This window comes from Naasia sp. SYSU D00057, from assembly GCF_017916505.1.
GTDB lineage: Bacteria > Actinomycetota > Actinomycetes > Actinomycetales > Microbacteriaceae > Naasia.
Window position 1 is genome coordinate 570,971 of the sequence record NZ_JAFMSZ010000002.1, and the last position, 25,574, is coordinate 596,544.

At 69.9% G+C, this 25,574-nt stretch carries 18 protein-coding genes and 1 tRNA gene; 6 read left to right on the forward strand and 13 right to left on the reverse strand.

From position 1 onward, the window contains the following. Positions 1 to 56 precede the first annotated feature (56 nt). Complete coding sequence (locus J3P36_RS10040; RefSeq protein ID WP_210507642.1) at positions 57 to 2,252, reverse strand: esterase family protein; 2,196 nt, start codon at positions 2,250 to 2,252, stop codon at positions 57 to 59. A 304-nt stretch (positions 2,253 to 2,556) separates the two neighbouring features. Here J3P36_RS10040 and J3P36_RS10045 point away from each other — a divergent pair, with 304 nt between their 5' ends. Further along, the gene (locus tag J3P36_RS10045; RefSeq protein ID WP_210507645.1) at positions 2,557 to 3,627 is read left to right on the forward strand and encodes a LacI family DNA-binding transcriptional regulator; all 1,071 of its coding nucleotides are present in this window, start codon (positions 2,557 to 2,559) and stop codon (positions 3,625 to 3,627) included. Between the two features lie 64 nt (positions 3,628 to 3,691). Here the strand turns inward: J3P36_RS10045 and J3P36_RS10050 are convergent, their stop codons facing one another. The 4 genes from J3P36_RS10050 to J3P36_RS10065 all read right to left on the reverse strand — a co-directional run bounded on the left by J3P36_RS10050 (position 3,692) and on the right by J3P36_RS10065 (position 8,662). Beyond that, positions 3,692 to 5,233: an alpha-N-arabinofuranosidase gene (locus tag J3P36_RS10050; RefSeq protein ID WP_210507647.1), complete on the reverse strand. Its 1,542-nt coding sequence runs from the start codon at positions 5,231 to 5,233 to the stop codon at positions 3,692 to 3,694. Between the two features lie 133 nt (positions 5,234 to 5,366). Then, positions 5,367 to 6,296: a carbohydrate ABC transporter permease gene (locus J3P36_RS10055; RefSeq protein WP_210507649.1), complete on the reverse strand. Its 930-nt coding sequence runs from the start codon at positions 6,294 to 6,296 to the stop codon at positions 5,367 to 5,369. Beyond that, entirely contained in the window at positions 6,296 to 7,234 is a 939-nt protein-coding gene (locus J3P36_RS10060) for a carbohydrate ABC transporter permease (RefSeq protein WP_210507651.1), read from the reverse strand. The genes J3P36_RS10055 and J3P36_RS10060 overlap by 1 nt, the downstream gene beginning before the upstream one ends. A 60-nt stretch (positions 7,235 to 7,294) precedes the next feature. Then, complete coding sequence (locus J3P36_RS10065; RefSeq protein WP_210507653.1) at positions 7,295 to 8,662, reverse strand: ABC transporter substrate-binding protein; 1,368 nt, start codon at positions 8,660 to 8,662, stop codon at positions 7,295 to 7,297. 323 nt (positions 8,663 to 8,985) lie between these two features. On the opposite strand from J3P36_RS10065, the gene J3P36_RS10070 reads away from it, so the two are divergent. Both J3P36_RS10070 and J3P36_RS10075 read left to right on the forward strand, forming a co-directional pair. After that, positions 8,986 to 11,097, forward strand: coding sequence for a hypothetical protein (locus tag J3P36_RS10070; RefSeq protein ID WP_210507655.1), 2,112 nt, complete (start codon positions 8,986 to 8,988; stop codon positions 11,095 to 11,097). Between the two features lie 185 nt (positions 11,098 to 11,282). Then, positions 11,283 to 12,308 (forward strand): AAA family ATPase, encoded by a 1,026-nt coding sequence (locus J3P36_RS10075; RefSeq protein ID WP_210507657.1) that lies wholly within the window; start codon positions 11,283 to 11,285, stop codon positions 12,306 to 12,308. Between the two features lie 71 nt (positions 12,309 to 12,379). Here the strand turns inward: J3P36_RS10075 and J3P36_RS10080 are convergent. Further along, a tRNA-Ser gene (locus tag J3P36_RS10080) sits at positions 12,380 to 12,469 on the reverse strand. A gap of 266 nt (positions 12,470 to 12,735) precedes the next feature. Between J3P36_RS10080 and radA the strand changes: the two genes are divergently transcribed. Then, complete coding sequence (radA, locus tag J3P36_RS10085) at positions 12,736 to 14,070, forward strand: DNA repair protein RadA (RefSeq protein WP_210507659.1); 1,335 nt, start codon at positions 12,736 to 12,738, stop codon at positions 14,068 to 14,070. Between the two features lie 10 nt (positions 14,071 to 14,080). On the opposite strand, the gene J3P36_RS10090 is transcribed toward radA, so the two are convergent. The 3 genes from J3P36_RS10090 to J3P36_RS10100 all read right to left on the reverse strand — a co-directional run bounded on the left by J3P36_RS10090 (position 14,081) and on the right by J3P36_RS10100 (position 18,067). Continuing rightward, complete coding sequence (locus tag J3P36_RS10090) at positions 14,081 to 14,737, reverse strand: hypothetical protein (protein WP_210507660.1); 657 nt, start codon at positions 14,735 to 14,737, stop codon at positions 14,081 to 14,083. A gap of 96 nt (positions 14,738 to 14,833) precedes the next feature. Next, a complete protein-coding gene (locus tag J3P36_RS10095; protein ID WP_210507661.1) occupies positions 14,834 to 15,340 on the reverse strand; it encodes an amino-acid N-acetyltransferase in 507 nt (168 codons plus the stop codon). Positions 15,341 to 15,553: 213 nt separating this feature from the next. Further along, positions 15,554 to 18,067 carry an ATP-dependent Clp protease ATP-binding subunit gene (locus J3P36_RS10100; protein ID WP_210507663.1) on the reverse strand — a complete coding sequence of 838 codons (2,514 nt, stop codon included), beginning with the start codon at positions 18,065 to 18,067 and terminating at the stop codon, positions 15,554 to 15,556. Positions 18,068 to 18,277: 210 nt separating this feature from the next. On the opposite strand from J3P36_RS10100, the gene J3P36_RS10105 reads away from it, so the two are divergent. Next, positions 18,278 to 19,645, forward strand: a complete 1,368-nt coding sequence (locus J3P36_RS10105; protein ID WP_246854602.1) for a protein kinase — start codon at positions 18,278 to 18,280, stop codon at positions 19,643 to 19,645. A 109-nt stretch (positions 19,646 to 19,754) separates the two neighbouring features. Here J3P36_RS10105 and J3P36_RS10110 read toward each other — a convergent pair whose 3' ends face one another. The 4 genes from J3P36_RS10110 to mmsA all read right to left on the reverse strand — a co-directional run bounded on the left by J3P36_RS10110 (position 19,755) and on the right by mmsA (position 24,134). After that, a complete protein-coding gene (locus tag J3P36_RS10110; protein WP_210507667.1) occupies positions 19,755 to 19,928 on the reverse strand; it encodes a hypothetical protein in 174 nt (57 codons plus the stop codon). A 72-nt stretch (positions 19,929 to 20,000) separates the two neighbouring features. After that, positions 20,001 to 21,107 (reverse strand): sugar-binding protein, encoded by a 1,107-nt coding sequence (locus tag J3P36_RS10115; RefSeq protein WP_210507669.1) that lies wholly within the window; start codon positions 21,105 to 21,107, stop codon positions 20,001 to 20,003. Between the two features lie 67 nt (positions 21,108 to 21,174). Further along, positions 21,175 to 22,566 (reverse strand): sugar ABC transporter permease, encoded by a 1,392-nt coding sequence (locus J3P36_RS10120; protein ID WP_210507671.1) that lies wholly within the window; start codon positions 22,564 to 22,566, stop codon positions 21,175 to 21,177. Next, complete coding sequence (gene mmsA / locus J3P36_RS10125) at positions 22,563 to 24,134, reverse strand: multiple monosaccharide ABC transporter ATP-binding protein (protein WP_210507673.1); 1,572 nt, start codon at positions 24,132 to 24,134, stop codon at positions 22,563 to 22,565. Before mmsA ends, J3P36_RS10120 begins: the two co-directional genes overlap by 4 nt. A gap of 244 nt (positions 24,135 to 24,378) precedes the next feature. Here mmsA and J3P36_RS10130 point away from each other — a divergent pair, with 244 nt between their 5' ends. Continuing rightward, positions 24,379 to 25,572, forward strand: coding sequence for an ROK family transcriptional regulator (locus J3P36_RS10130; protein ID WP_210507675.1), 1,194 nt, complete (start codon positions 24,379 to 24,381; stop codon positions 25,570 to 25,572). Positions 25,573 to 25,574: the final 2 nt, after the last annotated feature.

Sequence of the window (25,574 nt, forward strand, 5' to 3'; positions counted from 1 at the left end):
CGCCCCGTCACCGCTGTGCCCCGACGGCCGGGAGCCGTCGGGGCACAGCGCCGAGCTCACTCCCCGTCGAAGAGGCGGGGTGCGAAGTCGATCAGGTTCTTCTGCCAGACGTCCCAGCCGTGGGGCCCGACGGTGACGCCGTCGAACTCGTAGTCCACCCCGAGCCCGTCGAGCGTGTCCATCAGCGCGAGCACGTTCGGGTAGGTGAAGTCGGTGATGTCACCGGTGTAGAGACGCAGGAGCCTCGTCTCGGCGTTCACCGCCTCCGCGTCGACACCGCCCGGGACCCCGAAGAGGAAGCCCGCGAACGCGCCCACGTCTGCGAACTCACCGGGATTCCGGAGGACGAAGTCGACGGTCCGCATGCCTCCCAGGGAGAGGCCGGCGATCGCGCGATCGGCGGGATCCTCGCTGACGCTGTACGCGCCCTCCACCGCGGGCAGCACGTTCCCGAGCAGCTCCGCCGGGTAGTCGCTCACGTTGCCGTTCGGCATCACGACGACCATCGGCTCGATCGCGCCGTCCACGGTGAGGTTGTCGAGGATCTGCTTCGCGCGACCCACTTCGACCCAGTCGGTCCAGCTCTGCCCGCCGCCGTGGTTGAGCACGAACAGCGGGTAGGGCTCGGCTCTGGCGGCGTCGTAGCCCGGCGGCGTCCACACGTAGGCGCTGCGCTGCTGGTTCGCCACCGAGCTCTGGTAAGTGAGGACGTCGAGGGTGCCCCCTGTCCCCTCGGGGACGTCGGCGAGCAGCCGCGACTCCTCCCCCGGGACGAAGAAGGTGCTCCACGTCGGCTCCGTCGTGACCTTCGTGGGGTTGCCGGTGTCCTTCACGGAGACGCCGTCGACGATGAGGCGGTAGTAGTACGACCAGGGGTCGAGCGGACCGACCGTCGCGCGCCACCGGTCGCCGACCTTCGTAGCCTCGACGCGCAGCCAGCTGCCGCCGGGACCCCAGTTCGCCCACACCGAGACGAAGTCGGCGTCCGCGAACTCGGTCGTCGTCTCGAAGGTGACGATCCCGTCCTCGGTGACCCACGGGGTCGGCGTCGTGCCGGGAGCCGGCGTCTCGAAGCGCTCGTCGAGCGGCAGGTGACCCTCGCTGAAGTCCGGGGTCCCGGTGTCCTTGCCCTGGAAGAGCCGGGGCGCGAAGTCGATCAGGTTCTCCTGCCACGCGTTCCAGTTGTGGCCCGCGTCCGGATTGACCCCGTCGAACTGGTAGCGCAGGCCGACCGAGTCGAACCCGCGCAGCGAATCGAACACGTCGTTGTACGCGATATCGGTCTGGTTGCCGACGTAGAGGCGGAACAGCGACGTGCGCTTGTTGATCTCCTTCACCGGAAGGGTCGAGAGGTCGCCGAAGCGCCCGGCTCCGAAGGTGCCGACGTACGCGAACTCACCGGGGTGGTTCCGCAGCACCTCGAACGCCTGGCCGCCGCCCATCGAGAGCCCGGCGAGCGCCCGGTCCTTCTTCGCCGGGGACACGCGATACGCGTCTCCCACCGCCGGCATGAGGCTGCCGAACAGCTCGGCCGAGAAGTCGGGGACGTTGCCGTCGCCCATGACGACGATCATGTCGGCGAGCCGACCCGAGAGCCACAGGTTGTCGAGGATCTGCTCGGCGCGGCCGACCTCGGTCCAGTCGCGGTAGCCCTGGCCGCCGCCGTGCTGCAGATACAGGACCGGATAGGGCTTGCCGCGGTCCGTGTAGCCCGGAGGCGTCCAGACGAGGGCCGACCGCTCCCCGCCCGTTCCCTCGCTGACGTAGGTGAGCGTCTCGACGGAGCCGGCCTCCTCCGGAGCATCCGCGAGCAGCGCCGCTGACTCGCCCGGGATGAAGAACGTGCTCCACTCCGGCTCCGACGCGACCGAGGTCGGGTTCGTCGGGTCCTTGAACGGCTTCGAGTCGTCCCCCGTGACCTGGTAGTACAGGCCCGGGTCGAGCGGGCCGATGATGCCGGTCCAGTTCGCGCCGCTGCGCGACAGGCCCAGCTGCGCCCAGTTCGCCGACGGCGCGAAGTTGCCCTCGACCACCAGCTGCGACACCGGGCCCACGGCCTGCTGAACCGCAGCGTCGGGAACCGTGAACCGGACGTAGCCGTCGTCGAGCTGCGTGAGCCACTGCTCGTCGGCGACCGCCGGTTGGGCCGCGACCAGGGTGGTCGCCGCGACGGCCGCCCCGGCGAGGAGGTACGCCAATCGGCGCACCGGCGTGGAGCGCCGCCCGCGGCGCTCATTCTGTGGAATCCCCATCGATCCTTCTTCCCCTGAGAACGCCCCGGTCCCCCGGCCGCGTTCGTCCGACTCCGCAGAAGGAGGGCGCGATGGAGCGCCCCCGCACGGAGAGCTGGAGAGGCGACGCCGACGTGGACCCTGCCATTTACAACGTCGTAAATCTCAGCCAGGATCATGGTTGGGCAGAACCACCAGAGGTGTCAAGGACGATTCCGCGGCCCCGCTTCCGTCACCGACAGGGCGGGGAGCGGCCTCCGCCGCGCCCCCGTATGGGGACGTCCTGTCGTATATTGACCGAGCGCCACGACGGACGGAGGCTTCCATGCGGCCCACGATGCATGACGTGGCGCGGATGGCGGGAGTCTCGGTCAAGACCGTCTCGAACGTCATCAACGACCACCCCCACGTCCGGCCCCAGGTCCGCGACCGGGTCTCGAGCGCCATCCGCGAGCTCGACTACCGCCCGAACCTATCCGCGCGGGGGCTTCGCTCCGGCAAGACCGGCGTCATCGGGCTCGCCGTGCCGGCGCTGCGCGAGAACTACTTCGCCGAGCTGGCCGACGCCGTGATCCGCGCGGCCGAGAAGCGCTCCATCAGCGTGCTCATCGAGCAGACGAACGGCGACCGCGACAAGGAGCTGGAGGTCATCGGCGGATCCCGTCTGCGCCTCACCGACGGGCTCCTGTTCAGTCCCGTCGCGCTCGGCCAGGCCGACGTCGGCGCCCTCGAGGTGCCGTTCCCGCTCGTGCTGCTCGGCGAGCGCATCTTCGGCGGGCCCACCGATCACGTCACCATGCACAACGTCTCTTCGGCGCGCGCCGCCGTCGAGCATCTCCTCGGGCTCGGCCGCACCCGGATCGCGCTCGTGGGAGTTGAGCGGGACTCGCTCGACGGCGCGAGCTCGGCGACCCTCCGCCGGGAGGGCTACCGCCAGGCGCTCGAGGGAGCAGGCATTCCGGAGGCGCCGGAGCTCATCCCCCTCACCGGACACTGGGGCCGGGAGACGGGAGCTGAGGCGGTCCGCCACCTGCTCTCCGAGGGCGTCGCGTTCGATGCGATCTTCGCGCTGAACGACACCCTGGGTCTCGGCGCCCTCCGCGCGCTCGGCGAGGCCGGCGTCCGCGTCCCGGAGGACGTGGTCGTCATCGGATTCGACGACCTCGACGAGTCGCGGTACTCGGTGCCGTCGCTCTCGAGCATCGACCCCGGGCGCGACGCGATCGCGCGGATGGCCGTCGAGCTGCTCGTCGAGCGGATCGCCGAGAAGGGCGAGCGGCGCCCGCCGCGGCTGCTCAAGCCGGACTTCCGCCTGGTCGCGCGCGAGTCGACCGGCGAGGGCGCCGGCGGGAGCGCGCCCCCATCGAGGGCCGGCGCGCAGCGGATCAGCGCCTGACCCCACCGCCGGGCCGCTCCCGGCGCCGGCTCCGGAACGCGATCCCGGAGCCGGCCCTCCTCGTTCAGCCCAGGGCGACCGCGGTCCACGAGACCGGCGGCAGAGTCACGGTGAGGACCCCATCCTCGATCGCCGCGCTCGCATTCGCCTTCAGCTGCACCCGATCGGGCTCGTCCCGGGTGTTGCGGGCGTACACGTCCTCGTCGGCGATCATCCGGGCATCGAGCAGCTCGACCCGGCCGAGAGCCGCGAGGTCGACCGTCACCGTCACCTCCTCGGTGAGCGACCGGTTGACGAGGAAGACGGCCGCGCGCCCGGCGTCCGCGTCGGCCGTGGCCACCGCGTCGACGAGCGGCACCCGCCCGTGCTCGGCCGTCTCGTAGTCCTCGCTCTCCACCCGCACGTCCAGCGCGACGCCGTTCGCGAGCTTCGACGTCAGCGCGAACGGGAAGTAGGTGCTCTGCCGCCACGCCGGTCCGCCGGGCTCGGTCGTGATGGGGGCGATGACGTTGACCAGCATGGACATCGCCGCGGACGACACCCGGTCCGCGTGACGCAGCAGCGAGATGAGCAGGCCGCCGACGACCACCGCGTCCGCCACCGAGTAGACGTCCTCGGCGAGCCGCGGCGCCTCAGGCCAGTCGTCGCCCTCGATCTCGTCGGTCCGGTAGAAGCGGTCGGCCTGCCGGGGGAACCGGCGGAGGTTGTCGCCCAGGTACCAGACGTTCCACTCGTCGAACGAGATGTTGAGGGTCTTGTCGCTGCGCTTCAGCGCCTTGACGTGGTCGGCTGTCGCGATGACGGCGTCGAGGTAGCGGTCCATCTTGACCGGGGCGGCGAGGAACGAGCCGAGGTCGCCGTTCTTCTCCTCGTAGTAGCCGTGGCAGGAGATGTAGTCCACGTCCTCGTAGGTGTGCTCGAGCACCACGCGCTCCCACTCGGGGAAGGTCGGCATGGTCGGGTGCGACGAGCCGGATGCGACCAGCTCGACCCGCGGGTCGAGCTGGCGGAGCGCCTTCGCGGTGCGCGACGCCTTCTTGCCGTAGTCATCGGCCGGGGCGTGGCCGAGCTGCCACGGGCCGTCCATCTCGTTCCCGAGGTACCACATGGTGATCCCGAACGGCTCGGTCCTGCCGTTCGCGATGCGCTCCTCGGCGAGCGTGGAGCGCCTCGGCGCGTTCGCGTACTCCACCACCTCGAGTGCCTCCCGCGTGTCGGCGGTGCCGAGGTTGATGGCGTACATCAGCTCGCCGCCCACCTTCTCGACCCAGGAGGAGAACTCGTGCAGGCCGACCTCGTTGGTCTCGGTCGCGCGCCAGGCGAGGCTCAGCCGCCGGGGGCGCTCGTCCTTCGGGCCGATGCTGTCGCGCCAATGGAAGCCGGAGACGAAGTTGCCGCCGGGATAGCGGATGGCCGAGACGCCCAGTTCGCGGACGAGCTCGATGACGTCCTGCCGGAACCCCTCGTCGTCCGCCGTCGGGTGGTCCGGCTCGTAGATGCCGGTGTACACCGCCCTCCCCATGTGCTCGATGAACGAGCCGAAGAGCCGCCGGTTGATGGGACCGACGACGTATCGGGGATCGACGACGACGCGGGCGTTGGGCATGGTGCTCCTTCTTCTTGTGGGCGCGCCGATGGGCGGCCGCGGACTTCGCGAGATGCGCGGGTGGGGTGCCGGGCGGGGGCGGCGGATCCGCGGACCCGGCGAGAGGCGCCGGGCCCGCGGAGCTCGCCCCGGGCTACTTGAGGCTGCCGAGCGAGAGCCCGCCCTGCCAGTACTTCTGCAGCATCAGGAAGGCGATGATCAGCGGAACCACGGAGAGCAGGGATCCGCTCGTGACCAGGTTCCAGACGAGGCCGCCGGCGGTCGCTGAGTTCGACTGCACCTGCCAGTACTGCAGACCCACCGTGACGGGCAGCAGCGTCTGGTCGGAGATCATCGCGAGCGGCAGGAAGTAGTTGTTCCATCCGCCCACGACCGACAGCAGCAGCACGGTGACGATCGCCGGCCGCATGAGCGGGAGGGCGATGGTCGTGAAGGTCCGGATCTCGCCCGATCCGTCGACGCGGGCCGCGTCGAGCAGCTCGTCCGGGATCGCGTCCTGGATGTACACGCGCATCAGGTAGACGCCGAACGGGCTGAGCAGCGACGGGAGGATCACCGCCCAGATCGTGTTCGTGAGGCCCAGGTTGTTGAACAGCACGTAGGTCGGGATGACGAGCGCCGTCATCGGGACCATCACCGAGGCGAGCAGGATCATGAACGACACGGTCCGGCCGCGGAACCGGTACTTCGCGAACGCGTACCCGGCCAGGACGGCGAGGACCGTGGCGCCGACGCCGCCCGCGAGGGCGTAGAGGAACGAGTTCCCGAGCCAGCGCATGTAGATGCCGTTGTTGTACGTGGCGAGCTGGGCGATGTTCTCGAACAGGGCGAAGTCCGAGTCGAACCACAGCGGGCCGCCGGTGCCCGTGAACAGGCCGCTCGTGCTCTTGGTACCCGCCACGATGAGCCACCACAGGGGCAGCAGGAAGTAGAGGGCCGCGATCGCGAGGAGGAGGTGAGCGCCGACCGCCGGCCGGCGCTTCGGCTGCACGCGCTCCCGCTCGCGGCGGGGGCCGGAGGCGGTGACAGCGTCGTCGACGAGAGGCAGAGGCGAGGTGGTCATCAGCGGAGTCCGCTCTTCTTGCGGGTGGCGATCAGGAAGATGATCGAAGCGAGGAAGACCAGCAGGCCGAGCGCGAACGAGATCGCCGACGCGTAGTTGAACTGCTGGTACGAGAACGCGAGGTTGTAGGCGTACAGGTTCGGCGTGTACGCCGCGTCGATCGCGTTGCCGGCGAGCGGCGCGAGCACCTGCGGCTCGGTGAAGAACTGCAGCGTCCCGATCAGCGCGAACACGATGGTGAGCACGAGCGAGGACGCGACGATCGGCACCTTGATCTGCAGGGCGGTCTGCAGCTTGGTCGCGCCGTCGATCCGCGCCGCCTCGTAGATGGACGGATCGATCGACTGCAGCGATGCGTAGATGATGATCATGTAGTAGCCGGTCCACTGCCACGTGACGATGTTCGTCAGCGATGCGAAGATCGTGTCCCGGCTGAGCAGGTCGGGCGCCGGCAGGTTGAAGAACTCGAAGAAGCCGACGAGCGGGCCGAACGAGGGGCTGTAGAGGAAGCCCCACATGAGCGCGCCGATCACGCCGGGGATGGCGTAGGGCGCGAAGATCAGCAGCCGCGAGAAGCGGGACAGCCGGGTCCGCACGTCGTCGAGGACGAGGGCGAAGATGAGCGCGAGCCCGATCTGAAGGGGCACGAAGACGATCGCGAACGCGCCGACGCGAAGCATGCCGGTCAGGAACCGCTCGTCGCTGAACGCCTTGATGTAGTTCGTCAGGCCGGCGAACTGCTCACCGAAGGCGAGCGTGTTGGTGTGCAGGCTCATCCAGAACGCGTAGACGAGCGGCAGGACGAGGAAGACCAGGAACACGACGGCGAACGGCGCCAGGAAGAGCCAGCCGAAGCGGGCGCTCTTGCGTTCGAGGCTGGCGCCGCGCCTCCTGGAAACGGGGGGACGGGCGGGCGCGGAGAGCTGAGTAGTGGACATTCGTCACTTCCTTGGGACGCGGGGGTGCGGGCGGGAGCACTGCCCCCGCCCGCACCGTGCTCACTTGACGGCGAAGCCCTGCTCGGCCGCGTAGGTCTCCAGGGACTCCTGGAGCTCGTCGGCAGCACCGGACGCGTCGACGTTGCCCTCGATCGCCTCCGACAGCACGCGCTGCATCTCGTCGTAGAAGTACTGCGTGAACGGTCCGAACGTCACGCCCTCGTAGGCGAGCGCAGCAGGTCCGAAGACCTCCTTGTTGATCTGCTGCCCGCCGTAGAAGTCGTACTCCAGGTTCTGGAAGTACTCGGACTCGATCATCTCGGAGTCGGCGAGGAAGAGCCCGCCGACCTCGACGCCGAGCTTCTTGTTCTCCTCCGGCTCGTAGAGCTCGGCCGCCACGGTGGTGGCGAGCTCCGGGTCCGTCGCCTGCGTCGTCACCGCGAGGGTGCTGCCGCCCCAGTTGACCTGCTTGGGGCTGGCCGCGTCCCACTGCGGGATCGGCGCCGCACGCCAGACCGCGTTCGGGTCGCCGTCCTCGAAGGACGGGATGTGGATGTTGTACCAGACCGGGTAGATGGCGGTCGCGTAGCGGCCGGTGCCGAGGGCGGTGTTGAACTCGGGCGTCCAGGCCTGGTCGGTGCCGACGAGACCCTTGTTCGCGAGGTCGACCCAGTAGGAGAACACCTTCTTGCTGGCCTCGTCGTTGACGGCGATGCCGAGCTCCTCCGGCTTCCCGCTGTCGAAGTCGAACGGAACGGCGCCCGCCTGGTCGAGGAAGGCGTAGTGCTGCCCCTGGCCGTTCGGCGCGAAGTTGCCGATCAGGGTCTCGCCGCCGGTCGCGTCGCTCAGCTGCTGAGCCGCCGCCGCGTACTCGTCCCACGTGGTGGGCACCGCGATGCCGTGCTGCTCGAAGAGGTCCGCGCGGTACCACATGCCGACCGGGCCCAGGTCGACCGGAACGGCGAAGACGCCGTCGCCGCTCGAGACGTCGCGCCAGGCACCCTCGGTGAAGCGGTCCTTGTGCTCCTCGATGCCGTGCTCGGTCATGTCGACGAGGCCGCGCTGCATGATGAAGCTGTTCAGCCAGTCGTACTCGATCTGCACCATGTCCGGCGCCCCGGACTTCGACTGGATGGCGGTTGCGAGCTTGGTGTAGGCGTCGCCGCCCTGACCCGCGTTCGTCCAGCAGATCTGCACGTCGTCGTGGCTCGCGTTGAAGTTGTCGACGGTCTGCGAGGTGTCCTCGTTCCAGCCCCAGTAGGTGACGACCGGGACATCCTGCACCTGGATCTCGTTCGAGCAGTTCTCCTTGCTCGCGCCGGCGCCACCGCCGCCGCCGCCTCCTCCACCGCCGGTGCAGCCCACGAGCGTCGCGGCCATCGCCGCCGTCATCCCTGCGGCAAGCAGAGTTCTTCTCTTCGTCGTCATGGAAGTGATCGATCCTTTCGCGGTGCAAGAGACACCGTTGTCGGCGGCCTGCTGCGGCCGCGATTGCTGCGAGGGATGTTGCTGCCGCGGTGATCCGCGCGACGTGGCCCCGCACCGCGAGCCCCGGATCCGGTCTTGTGAACCTTGCCGGGGCATCGCATTTACAACGTTGGAATGCGAGACTGCACACAGGATAGGAGGGAACTCTCCTTCCCACAACATCCCCGCCGTCCCGGCGCGCCCCCGGTCTCATCCACCTGCGCGGCCGGGCGAGAAGGGCCGCCGACGGCCCTCCTTCCGTGCAGGGAGCGAGAGGGGAATCGATGGCGATGGAGCGGGGCGTCTACGCCCAGGGATGGTTCGCGCGGGGCTACAACTACCACCCGAGCCTGCCGCCGCGCCGGCTCAAGATGGCCGAGGATTTCGCCGAGTACCGGGCGACTCTCATGACCTGGCCCTCGCTCGGCGGCGGGCCCATCTCGCTCGCCTACCTCGAGGACGAGGCGTACGCGCCGATTCCCGCCCGTCTGCGCCAGTACGGATTCGTCAAGGACTCGGAGTTCCTCGACGAGGTGCGCCGCCGTGGGGTGAAGGCGTTCAGCGTCATCTTCTCCACACAGGGGTGGGAGTTCCCGGTCGAGCTCGACGACGACGAGTCCGAGATCCTCGCGATGAACGAGCTCCGCGGCGTGGGGAAGCGGGGCTGGCTCGGCCTGCGCGAGTTTACGCAGAACCGCTATCCGAAGCTCTGGGCGCCGTTCGAGAAGTACTTCCCCGACGGGCTGACGAACTCACGGGGTGAGCGAGTGACGGACCTGTTCGAGGAGTGCTGCTCCCGGGACATCCACGGCAACCCGCACCATGCACGCTGGCTCGAGGTGCCCGCCCGCGAGCACGTCTGCCACTACATGGACATCAACAACCCGGTCTGGCGCGAGTACCTGAAGGCGATCGCGCGGATCCACATCGATGCCGGCGTCGACGGCATCCAGTTCGACGAGCCGGACAGCCCCCTCGGCGCGCTCGGCTACGGCGGATCGTTCAGCTACGACAACCGGGTGGGGTTCACCCGCTACCTGCAAGGACTTCCGCGCGAGCGCATCCCGGCGAGCGCCGGCGACCTGGAGGGCTTCGACTACGGGCAGTGGCTGCTCGCCCGGGGCATGGAGCGGGTGCGCCTCAAGGCGGACGGCGACGAGGGCGTTCTCGCCCGGCTGTATGTCCGCTTCCTGCAGGGGCGCCAGGCCGCGAACTTCGCGGAACTCTCGTCCTATGTCCGCGAGTACGCGGCGAGCATCGGCCGCACCGTCCTCGTCTCGTCGAACCTCTACGACGGCGCCCCCTGGCACGATCCGCTGGCCGGGATGGTCGACGTGCTCGTCCCGGAGCAGCGGCACACGCTCTACGAGCAGCCGGGGTGGATGCGCTACATCGCCGCGTTCGGCGGGGACAAGCCGGTGTGCGTTTCCACGAACCCGTACGGCGGCGTCATGCCGGAGCTGCTGCCGAAGCTGAACCGAGGCCGGGCGCTCGACCGCTACCGCGTGATGATGTACGAGGCGACGGCGATGGGCGTGAACATGTCGGTGCCGTACGGCGCGTGGATGGGCACCGGCATCGAGGACGCGCTCTGGGCGCCGCACGATGAGACGGTCGAGATCCAGGAGTTCCTCGCGGAGCACGACGGGCTGTGCTCCCGCGAGACCCACAACGACGTGGCCGTCGTCTACAGCACGGACAGCAACTTCCTCGAGACGACCTACCAGATGCTCGAGACCGGGGACGAGGACGTGTACCCCGCAGTCGGCGAGACGTCCCCGCGGGCGATCCCGTTCTTCCGGGCCGTGAGCGCGCTGAGCCTCGCCCGGCATCCGCTCGACGTGGTGATGTTCCACGACGGCGTGCACCGGGAGGACGACGCGGACGCCGGCGCGCTCGCCCGGTACTCGCGCCTGGTGCTGCCCGGCTGCTCGTCGCTCACCGCACGGCAGGTGGAGGCGGTACTCGGCTACCTCGACGGCGGCGGCTCCGTCACCGTCCTCGGCGAGCCGGGCGGCCAGGACGGCGTGGACGCGTCACCGATTCTGCGGCATGCCGGGACGCTCGTGGCCGAGTCCGCCGAGGCGCGCGACCTGGTGCCGGACGATCCGCAGCTCGTCACCGAGGGCCTTCTGCGCGGGGCGGTGAACCTGCAGCGCAGCAGCACGGCGCTCGGCGCCCTGCACATCGTCAACTACGACTACGACGAGGCGGCGGAGCGCACCGTCCCGGCACTGCGGGTGGGGGTCGCCCTCCGCGTCCCGTTCGTGGTCCACCGTGTTCGCGTGCATCGCCCCGGTGCGGACCCTGAGGAGGTGCCCGCACGAACGGAGGGCGATCGGGTCCACTTCGTGATCCCGGAGATCGGTCCGTACGTGATCGTCGAGCTCAATTGAGGGCGGCCCCACCTCGGTGATCGAGGAGCGAGCCGCAGCCCCCCTCCGGTGATTGAGGAGCGAGCCGTCGGCTCGCGTCTTGAAATCACGCGACCCGACCTCGGAACCCGACCACCCCCTCATCCGGGAGCCGGCGTCCGCCCCCCACCCAGTCCACGCGGACCGGGCGGTATTAGGCTCCGGGCATGGCCACCAGCCGCAACCCGCTCGAGGACCTGCGCGACGCGGTCGGCCACCTGGCCGACCAGCTGAAGCGCCCCGGCTTCGAACGGGTGGACGACCGGCTGAGCGACCTCTTCGGCGGCCGCGCGGCTCCGGCGCGCCCGCTCGCCGAGGTGCAGGCGGAGCTCGACGCCCTCGTCGGGCTGGAGACGGTGAAGGAGCAGGTCCGCGCGCTGGTCGCGTTCCTGCAGGTGCAGGCCCGCCGGAAGGCGCACGGCCTGCCCGAGGTGGCGACCTCGCAGCACCTCGTGTTCCTCGGCAACCCGGGCACCGGCAAGACGACGGTGGCCCGCCTCCTCGCCGAGATGTACCGGGCGGTCGGCCTGCTGCAGAAGGGTCACCTCGTCGAGGTCGACCGGTCGGGCCTCGTCGGCCAGTACGTCGGCGCGACCGCACTGAAGACGGACCGGGTGATCCGGCGGGCGCTCGACGGCGTCCTGTTCATCGACGAGGCCTACGCGCTCGCGCCCGAGGACGGCCGGATGGACTTCGGGCCGGAGGCGATCGAGGTCCTGCTGAAGCGCATGGAGGACCACCGCCATCGCCTCGTCGTGATCGTCGCCGGCTATCCGCGGCTCATGGAGGCGTTCCTGCTCTCGAACCCCGGCCTGCGGTCCCGGTTCGCGCGCGAGCTCACCTTCCCCGACTACTCGGTCGAGGAGCTGCAGGCGATCTTCGCGAGCACGGTCGCCCAGCACGAGTACACGCTCGAGCCGGGCGCGGAGGAGACGCTGCGCCGCATCCTCACGGGCCTGCACGCGGGCGAGGACTCCGGGAACGCCCGCTTCGCGCGCACCCTGTTCGAGCAGGCGCTCAACCGCCAGGCGCTCCGGCTCTCCCGCAACGGCGAGAGGAGCCTCGACGAGCTCGAGCGGGACGAGGTGATGACCCTCACCGCTGAGGACCTCGCCGAGGCGGCCCGCGCGCTCGGCGAAGGGCCCGCACCTGAGGACCCGGACATCCCGCGCTGGCGGCGCTGGCTGGGCTGACGCCGCGGTTGCCGGTGCGGCGCGGAGAAAGGCCGAAGCCCCCCGGACACGACGGTCCGGAGGGCTTCGAGTGGCGGTAGCGGTGGGATTTGAACCCACGGTGGAGTTGCCCCCACACATGTTTTCGAGACATGCTCCTTAGGCCGCTCGGACACGCTACCGCCGTCGAGTGTACGCGACGCGGGGACGCCCTCGCGAACCGGCGGCGCCGGAAGCGACCCCGCAGCTGCGCGGATCAGGAGATCCGCGCCGCGAGACGGCGTTTCGTCCTGAACCGCGGGCGAAACTGGCCGGATCTCCTGAACCGCGTGAAAACTCCTGATCCGCGCAGGTCGCCGGGCTCCTTCCCTGGAGCGGACCGGACGGGATCTCCGCCTCGTCGCGTCCCTGCCGGGCGGCGTCGGAGGGCGCGCTTAGGGTGAAGCCCATGCCCAAGGCCTCCTCCGCGTCCAGCGCCCTCGCCTACCGCTGCACGGAGTGCGGCTGGCGCGCCGCCAAGTGGGTCGGGCGCTGCTCCGAGTGCCAGCAGTGGGGAACCGTCGTCGAGTCCGCCGAGCGCGGCGGCGTCGTCCGCGCCGTGCAGGCCCTGCCGGTGCCGGCCGAGCGGCGGGCGCGGCCCATCGCCGAGATAACGACCGAGGACGCCCGGCACCGCGCCTCCGGCATCGCGGAGTTCGACCGCGTTCTCGGCGGCGGCATCGTGCCCGGCGCCGCGATCCTCCTCTCCGGCGAGCCGGGCGTCGGCAAATCGACGCTGCTGCTCGAGGTCGCCTCCCGCTACGCCTCGACCGGCGCCACCGTCCTCTACGTCACGGCCGAGGAGTCCGTCGGGCAGGTCCGGGTGCGCGCCGAGCGCACCGGCGCGCTGCGGCCCCGCCTCTACCTCGCCGCCGAGACGGACCTCGGCTCGATCCTCGGGCAGATCGACGCGGTCGAGCCGCACCTCGTCATCGTCGACTCGGTGCAGACCGTCTCGAGCGCCGACTCGGACGGCATCGCGGGCGGGCCCGCGCAGGTGCGCGAGGTGGCGTCGACCCTCATCCGCGTCGCCAAGGAGCGCAACATCCCCGTGCTCCTCGTCGGGCATGTGACGAAGGACGGGTCCATCGCCGGCCCTCGCCTGCTCGAGCACCTCGTCGACGTCGTCTGCACGTTCGAGGGCGACCGGCAGACGGCGCTGCGCTTCGTGCGGGCGCTCAAGAACCGGTTCGGGCCCACAGACGAGGTCGGCTGCTTCGAGATGAACGGGGTCGGTCTCGCCGAGGTGCCCGATCCGAGCGGCCTCTTCCTCAGCCGCAACCCGACGCCCGTCAGCGGCACCTGCACGACCGTCGCGGTGGAGGGGCGGCGCGCGCTGCCCGTCGAGGTGCAGGCGCTCGTCGTCGCCACCTCCGCGCCGCAGCCGCGGCGGGTCACCAATGGGGTGGACTCCAGCCGGGTCGCGATGCTGCTCGCCGTCCTCGAGCGCCGCGGCGGCATCAAGTTGAGCGCCATGGACGTCTACGTCTCCACGGTGGGCGGGGTGCGCCTCACCGAGCCGGCGGCCGACCTCGCCATCGCCATCGCGGTCGCGAGCGCGGCCGCCGACGTCGCGGTCGCCCACGACGTGGTGGCGGTGGGCGAGATCAGCCTCGCGGGCGAGATCCGCCCCGTGTCCTCCGCGAAGCAGCGGCAGTCCGAGGCGGAGCGCCTCGGCTTCAGCACGATGCTCGACGACTCGATGAAGACCGCGCAGGCGGCCGTCCGCCACGCCCTGCGCTGAGGAGCCGCGCCTAGTTCAGGATGAACTGGGCGCTGTCGGCCGACTCGAAGCCGCCGACGCTCACCGTCAGGTGGTACGAGGCGCCGCCGCCGGTCACCTGCGGGCGATTGCCGTCGCAGGTGTCGGGCGTCGAGCGCTCCCGGTCCCACTGCAGCGGGGACACGGGGGTGGGCTCGGCACCGGACGCCGCGGTCTCGAGCGTGTACTCCACGTCCTGACCCTCCGCCTGGCAGTCGGTGGACGTCCAGACGGTGTCGCTGCCGCTCGTGATCGTGAACACCTGCGCATTCGTGCCGACGTTGAGCGAGCACGGCGCGGCGCCCGTGTTGCTGATCGTCCAGGACAGCTGCGGCGACTCGCCCTCGGCATAGGTCGTCTTGTCCGTCACGGCGATGACCTGGACCTGACCCGCCGTGCACGGGGCGACCGCGCCGGAGGCGGCCGGATCCTCGGTCGCCTCGTCGGGCGCCGGTGTGGCGGCCGGGGCGCTCTCCTCGGCGGCGGGAGAGGGGCTGGGGGAAGGATCGGCCGGGGCCGCGTTGGCCCCCGGCCGCACGATGACGAGTACCACCGCCGCGATCACGGCGATGAGCCCGAGCAGCACGAGGATGCGGCGGCGCCAGTAGACGCTGCTCGGCTGCGGGCCTACCGGGGAGCGGAAGGACATGGGCTCAGGGTAGGGACGCGACCCCCGCGCGCCGCGCATTGGCGCGGAGAGTCCCTCAGCTGTCAGGAGATGCGCAGGTCGGCCGAGCCCGCCGGGTCAGAGGTGCTTGACCATCCGGGTGTTGCCCAGCGTGTTCGGTTTCACCCGCGCGAGGTCGAGGGCCTCCGCGACACCCTCGTCGGGCGAGCGGACCAGCTCGGCATACACCTCGGGGTCGACGAGGCTCTCGCTGATCGCCGAGAAGCCGTGCCGGCCGAAGAACTCGGTCTCGAACGTGAGGCAGAACAGCCGGCTGAGCCCCAGCGCGAGCGCCTCCTCCTCGAGCCGCTCGAGGATGGCATGACCGATCCCCCGGCCGAGGTGCTCGGGCGCCACGGCCAGGGTGCGCACCTCGCCGAGGTCCTCCCACAGCACGTGCAGGGCGCCGCAGCCGAGCAGCGTGCCGTTGTCGTCGACCGCGACCACGAACTCGTGCACCGACTCGTAGAAGGCGACCCGGTTCCGGCCGAGCAGGATGCCCTGCTGCACGAGCGGATCGACGAGCGCCTCGATCGCGCGGACGTCACTCGTCCGCGCCGGGCGCACGGTGAAGGCGGCGGTCACGCTGCCATTCTGTCGGGGCCTGGTCGGCCTGCGCGAATCGAACACCTCCGGTGGTCGAGGTGCGAGCGCAGCGAGCCTTGAAGCCACCACCACGCGATCCGCCGACTGGGGGTTTCGAGACGCCGGCTGCGCCGGCTCCTCAACCACCGGACTTCTCCCGGGAACGACGAAGCGGGACCGGCCCGAAGGCCGATCCCGCTTGCGGTCGTGCTGCTACTCGCCGGCCGCCGCGATGTCCGGGCCCGCCGTGATCGCCGCGGTGGCCGCACCGGCGCCCACCATCTCGCCACGCTTGCCCGTCGTGAAGACGAACTGCCCGTCGGTGAACTCGACGTGGACGTGGTCGCCCGCGTTGAGCTCGCCGTGCAGGATCTTCTCGCTGAGCCGGTCCTCGATCTCGTGCTGCACCGCGCGGCGGAGGGGCCGGGCGCCGAGCGCGGGGTCGAAGCCGAGCTTGATGAGCTGCCGCTTGGCGCTCTCCTCAAGCTCGATCGTCAGGTCGCGGTCCAGCATGCGGACGCTGAGCCGCTTGATGAACAGGTCGACGATCTGCAGGAGCTCGTCCGCGGTGAGCTGCGGGAACACGATGGTCTCGTCGACGCGGTTGAGGAACTCGGGCTTGAAGTGCTTCTTGAGCTCCTCCGTCACCTTCGCCCGCATCCGGTCGTAGCCCGTCGCGGTGTCGCCCTCCATCACGAAGCCCACGGGGCCGCCGGCGATGTCCTTCGTGCCGAGGTTCGTGGTCATGATGATGACGGTGTTCTTGAAGTCGACGACGCGGCCCTGGCCATCCGTCAGACGCCCCTCCTCCAGGATCTGGAGCAGCGAGTTGAAGATGTCCGGGTGCGCCTTCTCGATCTCGTCGAAGAGCACCACGCTGAACGGCTTGCGGCGCACCTTCTCGGTGAGCTGGCCGCCCTCCTCGAAGCCGACGAACCCGGGAGGGGCACCGAACAGCCGCGAGACGGTGTGCTTCTCGCCGTACTCGCTCATGTCGAGCGAGATCAGCGCGTTCTCGTCGTCGAACAGGAACTCCGCGAGCGCCTTGGCGAGCTCGGTCTTACCGACACCGGTGGGGCCGGCGAAGATGAACGAGCCCGAGGGACGCTTCGGGTCCTTGAGGCCGGCGCGGGTGCGGCGGATGGTCTTGGCGAGGACCGAGATGGCCTCCTCCTGGCCGATGACCCGCTCGTGCAGCGCCTTCTCCATGAAGATGAGGCGCGAGCTCTCCTCCTCGGTGAGCTTGAACACCGGGATGCCGGTCGCCTGGGCGAGCACCTCGGCGATCAGGCCCTCGTCGACCTCGGCGGTCGTCGCGACGTCGCCCGACTTCCACTTCTTCTCGAGGCGCAGGCGCTCGGCGAGGAGCTGCTTCTCCTCGTCGCGCAGGCCGGCGGCCTTCTCGAAGTCCTGATCCTCGATGGCCGTCTCCTTGGCGGCGCGGACGACGGCGATCTTCTCGTCGAACTCGCGCAACTCCGGCGGCGCCGACAGGATCGACAGGCGAAGGCGGGCGCCGGCCTCGTCGATCAGGTCGATGGCCTTGTCCGGCAGGAAGCGGTCCTGGATGTAGCGGTCGGCGAGGTTCGCCGCCGCGACGATCGCGCCGTCGGTGATGGACACCTTGTGGTGCGCCTCGTAGCGGTCGCGCAGGCCCTTGAGGATGTTGATCGCGTGCGGCAGCGACGGCTCGTTCACCTGGATCGGCTGGAACCGGCGCTCGAGCGCGGCGTCCTTCTCGAAGTGCTTGCGGTACTCGTCGAGCGTGGTGGCGCCGATGGTCTGCAGCTCGCCGCGCGCGAGGAGCGGCTTGAGGATGCTCGCGGCGTCGATCGCGCCCTCTGCGGCGCCCGCACCGACGAGCGTGTGGATCTCGTCGATGAAGGTGATGATGTCGCCGCGCGTGCGGATCTCCTTCGTCACCTTCTTGAGGCGCTCCTCGAAGTCACCGCGGTAGCGGCTGCCGGCGATGAGCGAGCCGAGGTCCAGCGTGTAGAGCTGCTTGTCCTTCAGCGTCTCCGGGACATCGCCGCGGACGATCGCCTGCGCGAGGCCCTCGACGACGGCGGTCTTGCCGACGCCGGGCTCGCCGATGAGGACGGGGTTGTTCTTGGAGCGGCGGGACAGGATTTGCATGACCCGCTCGATCTCCTTCTCGCGCCCGATGACCGGGTCGAGCTTGCCCTCGCGAGCGGCCTGCGTCAGGTTGCGGCCGAACTGGTCGAGCACCTGCGAACCCTGCTGCGCTGCCTGCTGGTTCTCGCCCCCGACAGCGATGGCCTCCTTGCCCTGGTAGCCCGAGAGCAACTGGATGACCTGCTGGCGCACCCGGTTGAGGTCCGCGCCGAGCTTGACGAGCACCTGGGCGGCGACGCCCTCGCCCTCGCGGATGAGGCCGAGCAGGATGTGCTCGGTGCCGATGTAGTTGTGGCCGAGCTGGAGCGCCTCGCGCAGGCTGAGCTCCAGCACCTTCTTGGCCCGCGGCGTGAACGGGATGTGCCCGGTCGGCTGCTGCTGGCCCTGGCCGATGATGTCCTGGACCTGCTCACGCACGGCGTCGAGCGAGATGCCCAGCGACTCGAGCGCCTTGGCCGCGACACCCTCGCCCTCGTGAATGAGGCCGAGCAGGATGTGCTCGGTGCCGATGTAGTTGTGGTTGAGCATCTTGGCCTCTTCCTGGGCCAAGACCACCACGCGGCGGGCTCGATCGGTGAATCTCTCGAACATGGTCACTCTCCCCCGACGCCGCTCAGGGGGACGGCATCGATACAGAGAGGGTAACGACGGTCGACCGGCCGATACTCCGCTGTTCGCTGGGGGCGTGACCCTCTGGCGTTCCTCGGAAAAAGCAGGGAGGCGGCGGGTTTCCGGGAACATCGCCCGGCACGGGGCAGTTGACTCCGATGACCCGCCCGCACGCCCGTCCTGGAGCCCCCGCTGCCCGAGCAACCCGCCGACTCCTTCACCCTCGCAAATGGCCGATATGTCCTCGGTCCCGCCATCGGATCCGGCGGCCACGCCACCGTCTACACCGCGAACGATACGCTCCTCGGCAGGGAGGTGGCGATCAAGGTCTTCACCGCGCTGGCGGACGACGCCGACCGGCTGCGGCTGCAGGCGGCCGAGGCGAAGCTCGTGGCCGGCCTCAACCACCACGCGCTGACCACCCTCTTCGACGCCGGCGTCGACGTGTCCGCGCCGAATCGGCCGCAGATCTACCTCGTGATGGAGAACATCCCGGGCGACGACCTCAAGGAGCGCCTCCGCCGTGGCCCGCTCACGCCCCTGCAGGTCACCTACCTGGCGATCGACCTGGTCGAGGCGCTGCACTACGTGCACGAGAACGGCTTCCTGCACCGCGACATCAAGCCCGCCAACGTGCTGCTCGCGGACCGGGACGCGGGAATCCGCCTGCGCGGGAAGCTGACCGACTTCGGCATCGCGACGATCATCGGCGAGCGCACGTTGGGGCAGACGACCACGGGCACTGCGGCGTACCTCAGCCCGGAGCAGGTGGCGGGCGCATCCCCGTCCCGCGCCTCCGACGTGTACGCCCTCGGGCTGGTCCTGCTCGAGGCGCTGACCGGCGTGGTCGAGTTCCCCGGGACTCCGCACGAGACGCTCGTGGAGCGCATGCGCCGGGACCCCGCCGTCCCCGAGACCCTTCCCCCGCTCCTCGCCGAGACCCTGCGCGGCATGACGGCGCGGGACCCGAAGAAGCGCATGACCCTGCCCGCGGCGGCGAACCGTCTGCAGCGCTCCTACGTCGACGAACTGGTGGCGGCCGGCGTGGTCGGCTCCGATGCTTCGGGCGAGGCGGGCCGGGCGGCCGCGGCGCGCCGGTTCAACGTGCTCGAGGAGCCGGCTCCCGACGCCTTCGACTCGGTCACCCGCCTGGCGAAGCGCCTGCTCGACGCGCCCGTCGCCGCCGTCTCGATCGTCGACGCGGACCACGTCTGGCACAAGTCCGGAAACGGCCGGGATGTCGCCAGGATCGACCGGAACGAGACGCTCTGCACGGTGGCGGTCGACGCCCGCGGGACGGTCGCGTATCCGGACCTGCTCGCCGAGGAGCATCTGCGCGCCCATCCGGTGGTGGCCGGCGGATCTGGCATCCGTGCGTACGCGGCGGCGCCGCTCGTGACCGAGGACGGCTACCGGATCGGCGCCCTCTGCGTCTACGACTGGCGCCCCCGCGCGTTCAGCTCCCAGCAGCTCGGCGACCTCACCGATCTGGCCGCGCTCGCGATGCGCGAGATCGAGCTGCGGCTCTCCGGCCGGCGGGCCTACTACGGCGCTCGCTGAGGCTCGGCGACCTGCTCGTGCACGCTCGGCAAGCGAGGGGCTGAACCGCCCGCTCTTGCGGCAACTCGCGCCCGACCTGCCGCAGAAGCGGGCAGGTCGGCGGGGTCCGTCAGTGCGAGGAGGGCCGGGCGGCGAGGCGGGCGCGCTCCTGCGCCTCCACCTTCGCCTGGGCGTTCCGCTCGTGCCGGTCGATGCGGATGATCGACCACATGATGAACCAGAACGCGAGGCCGACGAGGATCGTGGGGCTGACCGCCCACACGACGCTCCAGAAGTAGTCCATGACCCCTTCAGGATACGCCGGAACGGCGAAGGCGCCGCCGGGGATCCCGGCGGCGCCTCCTCTCGACTCGTTCTACTGCTGGGTCAGCGGGAAGAGCGTGTCGTTGTCCTTGTACACCTCGGCGGCGTTCTCCGCGGTGACGACGACCGGGTCGAGGTAGAAGGTCGGAACCTCCTTGGCCCCGTTGTCCTCCTCGGCGTTGGTCTCCGCCTCCTCGCCGGCGGCGAGGGACTTGATCATCTCGACCGTCTGGGCCACCAGCTTGCGGGTGTCCTTGTAGATGGTCATGTACTGCTCGCCCGACATGATGAGCGGGATCGACGCGGCCTCGGAGTCCTGGCCGGTGACGACGATCGGGCCCTTGCTCGCGTCCTTCACCGACTGGATGGCGGCGCGGGCGAGGGTGTCGTTCGGGGCGAGGACGCCGTCGATGGCGACGTCACCCTGGTAGAAGCCCTGCAGCACCGTGTCCATGCGGGACTGGGCGTTGGCCGGGTCCCACTTGTCGGTCTGGACCTGCTCGAAGGTGTCCTGGCCGGACACGACGACGAGCGTGCCGTCGTCGATCTTCGGCTGGAGGACGTCCATCGCGCCGTTGAAGAAGACCGCCGCGTTCGGGTCGGTCGCCGCACCGGCGATGAGCTCGATGTTGTAGGTCGTCTTGTCCGGGAACTTCGCGGCGAGGCCGTCGAGCAGCGCCTGGCCCTGCTCCTGGCCCACCTTGAAGTTGTTGAAGGCGACGTAGTAGTCGACGTTCTCCGTGTCCGAGATGAGGCGGTCGTAGGAGATGATCGTGACGCCCTGCTCCTTGGCGTCGGCGACCTGCGACCCGAGCTGCTTCGCGTCGTTGGCGCCGATGACGATGACCTTCGCGCCGTCCTGGATCATCGTGCTGATCTGGGCCTGCTGGTCCGGGACCGGCGAGGTGGAGCCGGCGTACTGGACGTTGGGCTCGTAGCCCGCCTCGGTGAGGGCGTCGGTGAAGATCTCGCCCGCGATCGTCCAGTTCTCACTGGTCTTGTCCGGAAGGGCGACGCCGATGACCGACCCCTCCTCGAACCCGCTGGCCGCGTCGCCGCCGCCGGCGTCGCCGCCGCGGTCGGAGGCGCCGGAGCAGCCCGACAGGGCGAGGACGGCAGCCGAGGCGACCGCCGCGGCTGTGATCATGACTTTGCGCATCGTTGCATCTCTTTCGTTCTCTTGGTGGTGCAGGTAGGGGCGGTGCCCCGGGGTTTCCGTGCCGGACCTAGGGGTTCGGAACGGTGCTCTTGGGCCGCGACGACGCCTCGGCGGAGTTCTCGGCCGGCGGGACGTCGGGGCGGTCGAGGGCGGCGAAGTCGCCGCCCGGGCGACGGAACCGGGCGAGGAGCGAGCGCCCGCCGGTCCGCTTGGACAGGACGTCGAGGGCGACGGCGACGAGCAGCACGAGGCCCTTGATGATCTGGACCTGATCGCTCGAGACGCTCATCAGCTGCAGGCCGTTGTTGAGGACCGCGATGACGAGACCGCCGATGATCGACCCGATGACCGTGCCGATGCCGCCCGAGACGGCGGCGCCGCCGATGAAGACGGCCGCGATCGCGTCGAGCTCCCAACCGGTGCCGTCGCCGGGACCGGTGGCGAGGGAGCGCGAGACGAAGACGATGCCGGCGAGCGAGGCGAGGACCGACATGTTCATCATCACGAAGAAGTTCGTGCGCTTGATGTTCACGCCCGAGAGCTCCGCCGCGTGCCAGTTGCCGCCCACCGCGTAGATGTGGCGCCCGGTCACCGTGTTGTTGGTGATGAAGGAGTAGGCGAGCACCAGGAGCACGAGGATGATGCCCGGGATCGGGAAGCTCGTGCCGGGGCGGCCCGTGGCGAACAGGTAGGTCGCGAGCGCGATGACCAGCACGAGCAGCACGACCTTGACGGCGCTGACCCAGCCGGGCGCCATGACGGCGCCCATCTCGCGCTGGCGCCGGCGCATCCGCAGCTCGTTCCAGATGACGGCGGCCGCGGCGATGAGGCCGAGGATGACCGTGCCGTTGCTGAACGGGAAGTACGGCGGGAAGTCGGGGATGTAGCCGCCGCCGATGTAGCCGAGGTAGTCCGGCACCGTCTGCGGGGTGGACCGGCCGACGAACTGGTTCGCGCCTCGGAAGATGAGCATGCCCGCGAGGGTCACGATGAAGGCGGGCACACCGACGTACGCCACCCAGAAGCCGTGCCAGGCCCCGACCAGCGCTCCGATGGCGACCGCGATGCCGATGGCGAGCAGGCTCATGAGGATGCCCTTGGTCACCGCCCCGCCGTCGTCCGAGACCTGCCAGGCGGAGTCCACCGATTTCAGCAGCATCACGGTGACGATGTTGGAGAAGGCGGCGACCGAGCCGACCGAGAGGTCGATGTGGCCGGCGACGATCACCATGACCATGCCGATGGCGAGGATCAGGACGTACGCGTTGGCGCGCACGATGTTGATCACGTTGCCGGGGTCGAGGGTCTTGCCGCCGGTGAGGATCTGGAAGATCACGATGATCAGCACCAGGGCGCCGAGGATGCCGAACTGGCGCAGCCCGGAGGTGCTGCCCCCGAACATCTTGCTCAGGTCGCGGAGTCCGCCGGATCGCTGGGCGGGCGCGTTCGTGTTCGTCATGAGACGACTTCCTTCCTCCGGTTCGAGGTCATGCTCTTCATGAGGGTCTCGGGGTCGGCCACGGAGGCGGGGAGCTCGTCCGTGATCCGGCCCTCGAAGATGGTGTAGATGCGGTCGGCGACGCCGAGGAGCTCGGGCAGCTCGGAGGAGATGAGGATGACCCCCGCACCGCTCTCCGCCAGGCGGCGGATGATCTGGTAGATCTCGGTCTTGGCGCCGACGTCGATGCCGCGGGTCGGCTCGTCGAGGATGAGCAGCCGGGGATCGGTGAACATCCACTTGGCGAGGACGACCTTCTGCTGGTTGCCGCCGGACAGCTTGCTGACGCCCTCATCGACGGTCGGCGTCTTGATCCGCAGCGACTTCCGGTACTCGTCGGCGACCGCGTGCTCCTTGTAGGCGTTGATGCTGCCGGTGCGCTTCGTCGAGATCTTCGACAGCTTCGCGGAGACGATGCTCGTCTTGATGTCGTCGAGGAGGTTGAGGCCGAGGGCCTTCCGGTCCTCGCTCACGTAGGCGATGCCGTGCTGGATCGCGTCCTCGACGTTGTTGATCGTGATCTCCTGGCCGTCGAGGAAGACCTTGCCGGCGATCTTGGTGCCGTAGGACTGACCGAAGATGCTCATCGCGAGCTCGGTGCGCCCGGCGCCCATGAGTCCGGCGAACCCGACCACCTCGCCGCGGCGGACCGTGAAGCTCGAGCTCTTCGCGACGAGGCGCTCCGGGTCGAGCGGGTGGCGCACCGTCCAGTCCCGGACCTCGAAGAACACCTCGCCGATCGAGGACCCGTCGTGCGCGGGGAACCGGTTCTCGAGGGTGCGGCCGACCATCCCGCGGATGATGCGGTCCTCGTCGACGCCGCCGGCGGCGACGTCGAGGGTCTCGATGGTGTGGCCGTCGCGGATGATCGTGATCGAATCGGCGATCGCCTCGATCTCGTTGAGCTTGTGGCTGATCATGATCGACGTGATTCCGCGGCTCCGGAGTCCGCGCAGCAGGTCGAGCAGGTGGCGCGAGTCGCTCTCGTTGAGGGCCGCGGTGGGCTCGTCGAGGATCAGCAGCTTGACGTTCTTGTTGAGCGCCTTCGCGATCTCCACGAGCTGCTGCTTGCCGACGCCGATGCTCTTGATCTTCGTGTCCGGGTCGTCCGTGAGGCCGACGCGGGCAAGGAGCTCGACGGCCGTCTGGTGGGCGGCCCGCCAGTCGATGGCGCCCCGACCGCCGCGCCGTCGCGGCTCGTTGCCGAGGAAGATGTTCTCCATGATCGAGAGCTCGGGGATCAGCGCGAGCTCCTGGTGGATGATCACGATGCCCGCGGCTTCGCTCTGCTTGATACCGCTGAACTCGACGGTCTCGCCGTTGTAGACGATGTCGCCCTCGTAGGTGCCGTGCGGGTAGACGCCTGACAGCACCTTCATGAGCGTGGACTTGCCGGCGCCGTTCTCGCCGCAGATGGCGTGGATCTCGCCGGCGCGCACCGTGAGATTGACGTTGTCGAGGGCGATCACGCCGGGGAACCGCTTCGTGATGCCGCGCATCTCGAGGATGGCAGGAGCGCTCGGGGGCATGTGACCTCCTTGTCGGGGTGGTGCTCAGCGGGACGTGCCGCGCGTTGAGCGACGATAGCGACGCGCAGGCAATCGTTCAAGTCTTGAACTCAACACGACCCGATAGGGGACGATACGCCTTCTCGGGCCCCGGCTGCCATCAACAAATCAAGTCAATATAACGATCCGGTCACGCCTGCCCCTGCCCCCTCCTCGGCCCCGCTTTCCGCCGGGATCGGGCGGGGGTCGGCGGTAGTGTGCTCGCGTGACGAGTCGACGGCCGACCCCGGGGTCTCAGACGTCACTGCGTGAAGCCAACCGGGCCCGCATCGTCGACTCGCTGAAGGTCTACGGTCGGCTGACCCAGGTCGAGCTGGCCGGCGTGACCGGCCTCTCCCCCGCCACGGTGTCGAACATCGTCAAGGAGCTGTCCGGCTACGGCATCGTGCACACCTCCGCGTCCTCCCGGAGCGGCCGCCGGGCGGTGGAGGTCACCCTCGCCCGCCAGCTCGGGCTCGTCGCCGGGCTGCACTTCTCCTCGCGCCACCTGCGCGTGGCGGTCGCCGACGTCGCCCACACCGTCGTCGCCGAGAACTCGGTGCCCGTCGCGCTCGAGCACCGGTACGACCGGGAGCTCGACCGGGCGGCGCTGCTGCTCAGCGACATGCTCGAGACGCTCGGCGCCGGCCTGCCCGACCTGCTCGCCGTCGGGCTCGCCCTGCCCGTGCCGGTCGACCGCACGACAGGGCGGGTGTCGGCGCCCGGCATCCTGCGCGGCTGGGAGGGCGTGCACATCGGCGAGGAGCTCGAGGCGCGCCTGCAGCGCCCGGTGGTGGTCGACAGCGACGCCGACGTCGGCGCGCTGGCCGAGTACCGGTACGGCGCGGGAACCGACGCGCGCGGCCTCGCCTACGTGCGCGTCGGCCACACGATCAGCGGGGCGCTCATCATCGGCGGCGAGGTGTTCCGCGGCACGACCGGCAAGGCGGGCCAGATCGGGCACGTGACGATCGACGAGAACGGCCCCATCTGCCGCTGCGGCTCCCGCGGCTGCCTCGAGACGCTCGCCGGCGGCCCCGCGCTGCTCGACCTCTTCCGCGGCGATCCCGGCATGCAGCGCCTCCGCGACCTGCTCGCCCGCGCCGAGTCCGGGGATGCGAGCGCGCGCCGCGTCATCGCCGACGCGGGCCGCCACATCGGCATCGCGGCCGCCAACCTCTGCAACCTGTTCGATCCCGACGTGCTCGTCGTCGGCGGCGAGCTCGCGACGGCGGGCGAGACCCTGCTCGCGCCGCTGCGGCACTCGCTCGAGCGATCGGTGCTCGCGGGGCTCACCGACAGCCCCCGGATCGTGCGGGGCGAGCTCGGCGAGCGCGCGGAGCTGGTCGGCGCGGTCGCCCTCGCCATCGAGAGCATCGGCGTGGTCGGCGACTCGGCGGTCGCCTCGGTCGGAGCGTGAGC

Bases quoted from the DNA above. Each gene is read 5' to 3' on its own strand.
- J3P36_RS10040 (WP_210507642.1), bottom strand. From the start codon at position 2,252: ATGGGGATTCCACAGAATGAGCGCCGCGGGCGGCGCTCCACGCCGGTG.
- J3P36_RS10045 (WP_210507645.1), top strand. From the start codon at position 2,557: ATGCGGCCCACGATGCATGACGTGGCGCGGATGGCGGGAGTCTCGGTC.
- J3P36_RS10050 (WP_210507647.1), bottom strand. From the start codon at position 5,233: ATGCCCAACGCCCGCGTCGTCGTCGATCCCCGATACGTCGTCGGTCCC.
- J3P36_RS10055 (WP_210507649.1), bottom strand. From the start codon at position 6,296: ATGACCACCTCGCCTCTGCCTCTCGTCGACGACGCTGTCACCGCCTCC.
- J3P36_RS10060 (WP_210507651.1), bottom strand. From the start codon at position 7,234: ATGTCCACTACTCAGCTCTCCGCGCCCGCCCGTCCCCCCGTTTCCAGG.
- J3P36_RS10065 (WP_210507653.1), bottom strand. From the start codon at position 8,662: ATGACGACGAAGAGAAGAACTCTGCTTGCCGCAGGGATGACGGCGGCG.
- J3P36_RS10070 (WP_210507655.1), top strand. From the start codon at position 8,986: ATGGCGATGGAGCGGGGCGTCTACGCCCAGGGATGGTTCGCGCGGGGC.
- J3P36_RS10075 (WP_210507657.1), top strand. From the start codon at position 11,283: ATGGCCACCAGCCGCAACCCGCTCGAGGACCTGCGCGACGCGGTCGGC.
- radA (WP_210507659.1), top strand. From the start codon at position 12,736: ATGCCCAAGGCCTCCTCCGCGTCCAGCGCCCTCGCCTACCGCTGCACG.
- J3P36_RS10090 (WP_210507660.1), bottom strand. From the start codon at position 14,737: ATGTCCTTCCGCTCCCCGGTAGGCCCGCAGCCGAGCAGCGTCTACTGG.
- J3P36_RS10100 (WP_210507663.1), bottom strand. From the start codon at position 18,067: ATGTTCGAGAGATTCACCGATCGAGCCCGCCGCGTGGTGGTCTTGGCC.
- J3P36_RS10110 (WP_210507667.1), bottom strand. From the start codon at position 19,928: ATGGACTACTTCTGGAGCGTCGTGTGGGCGGTCAGCCCCACGATCCTC.
- J3P36_RS10115 (WP_210507669.1), bottom strand. From the start codon at position 21,107: ATGCGCAAAGTCATGATCACAGCCGCGGCGGTCGCCTCGGCTGCCGTC.
- J3P36_RS10120 (WP_210507671.1), bottom strand. From the start codon at position 22,566: ATGACGAACACGAACGCGCCCGCCCAGCGATCCGGCGGACTCCGCGAC.
- mmsA (WP_210507673.1), bottom strand. From the start codon at position 24,134: ATGCCCCCGAGCGCTCCTGCCATCCTCGAGATGCGCGGCATCACGAAG.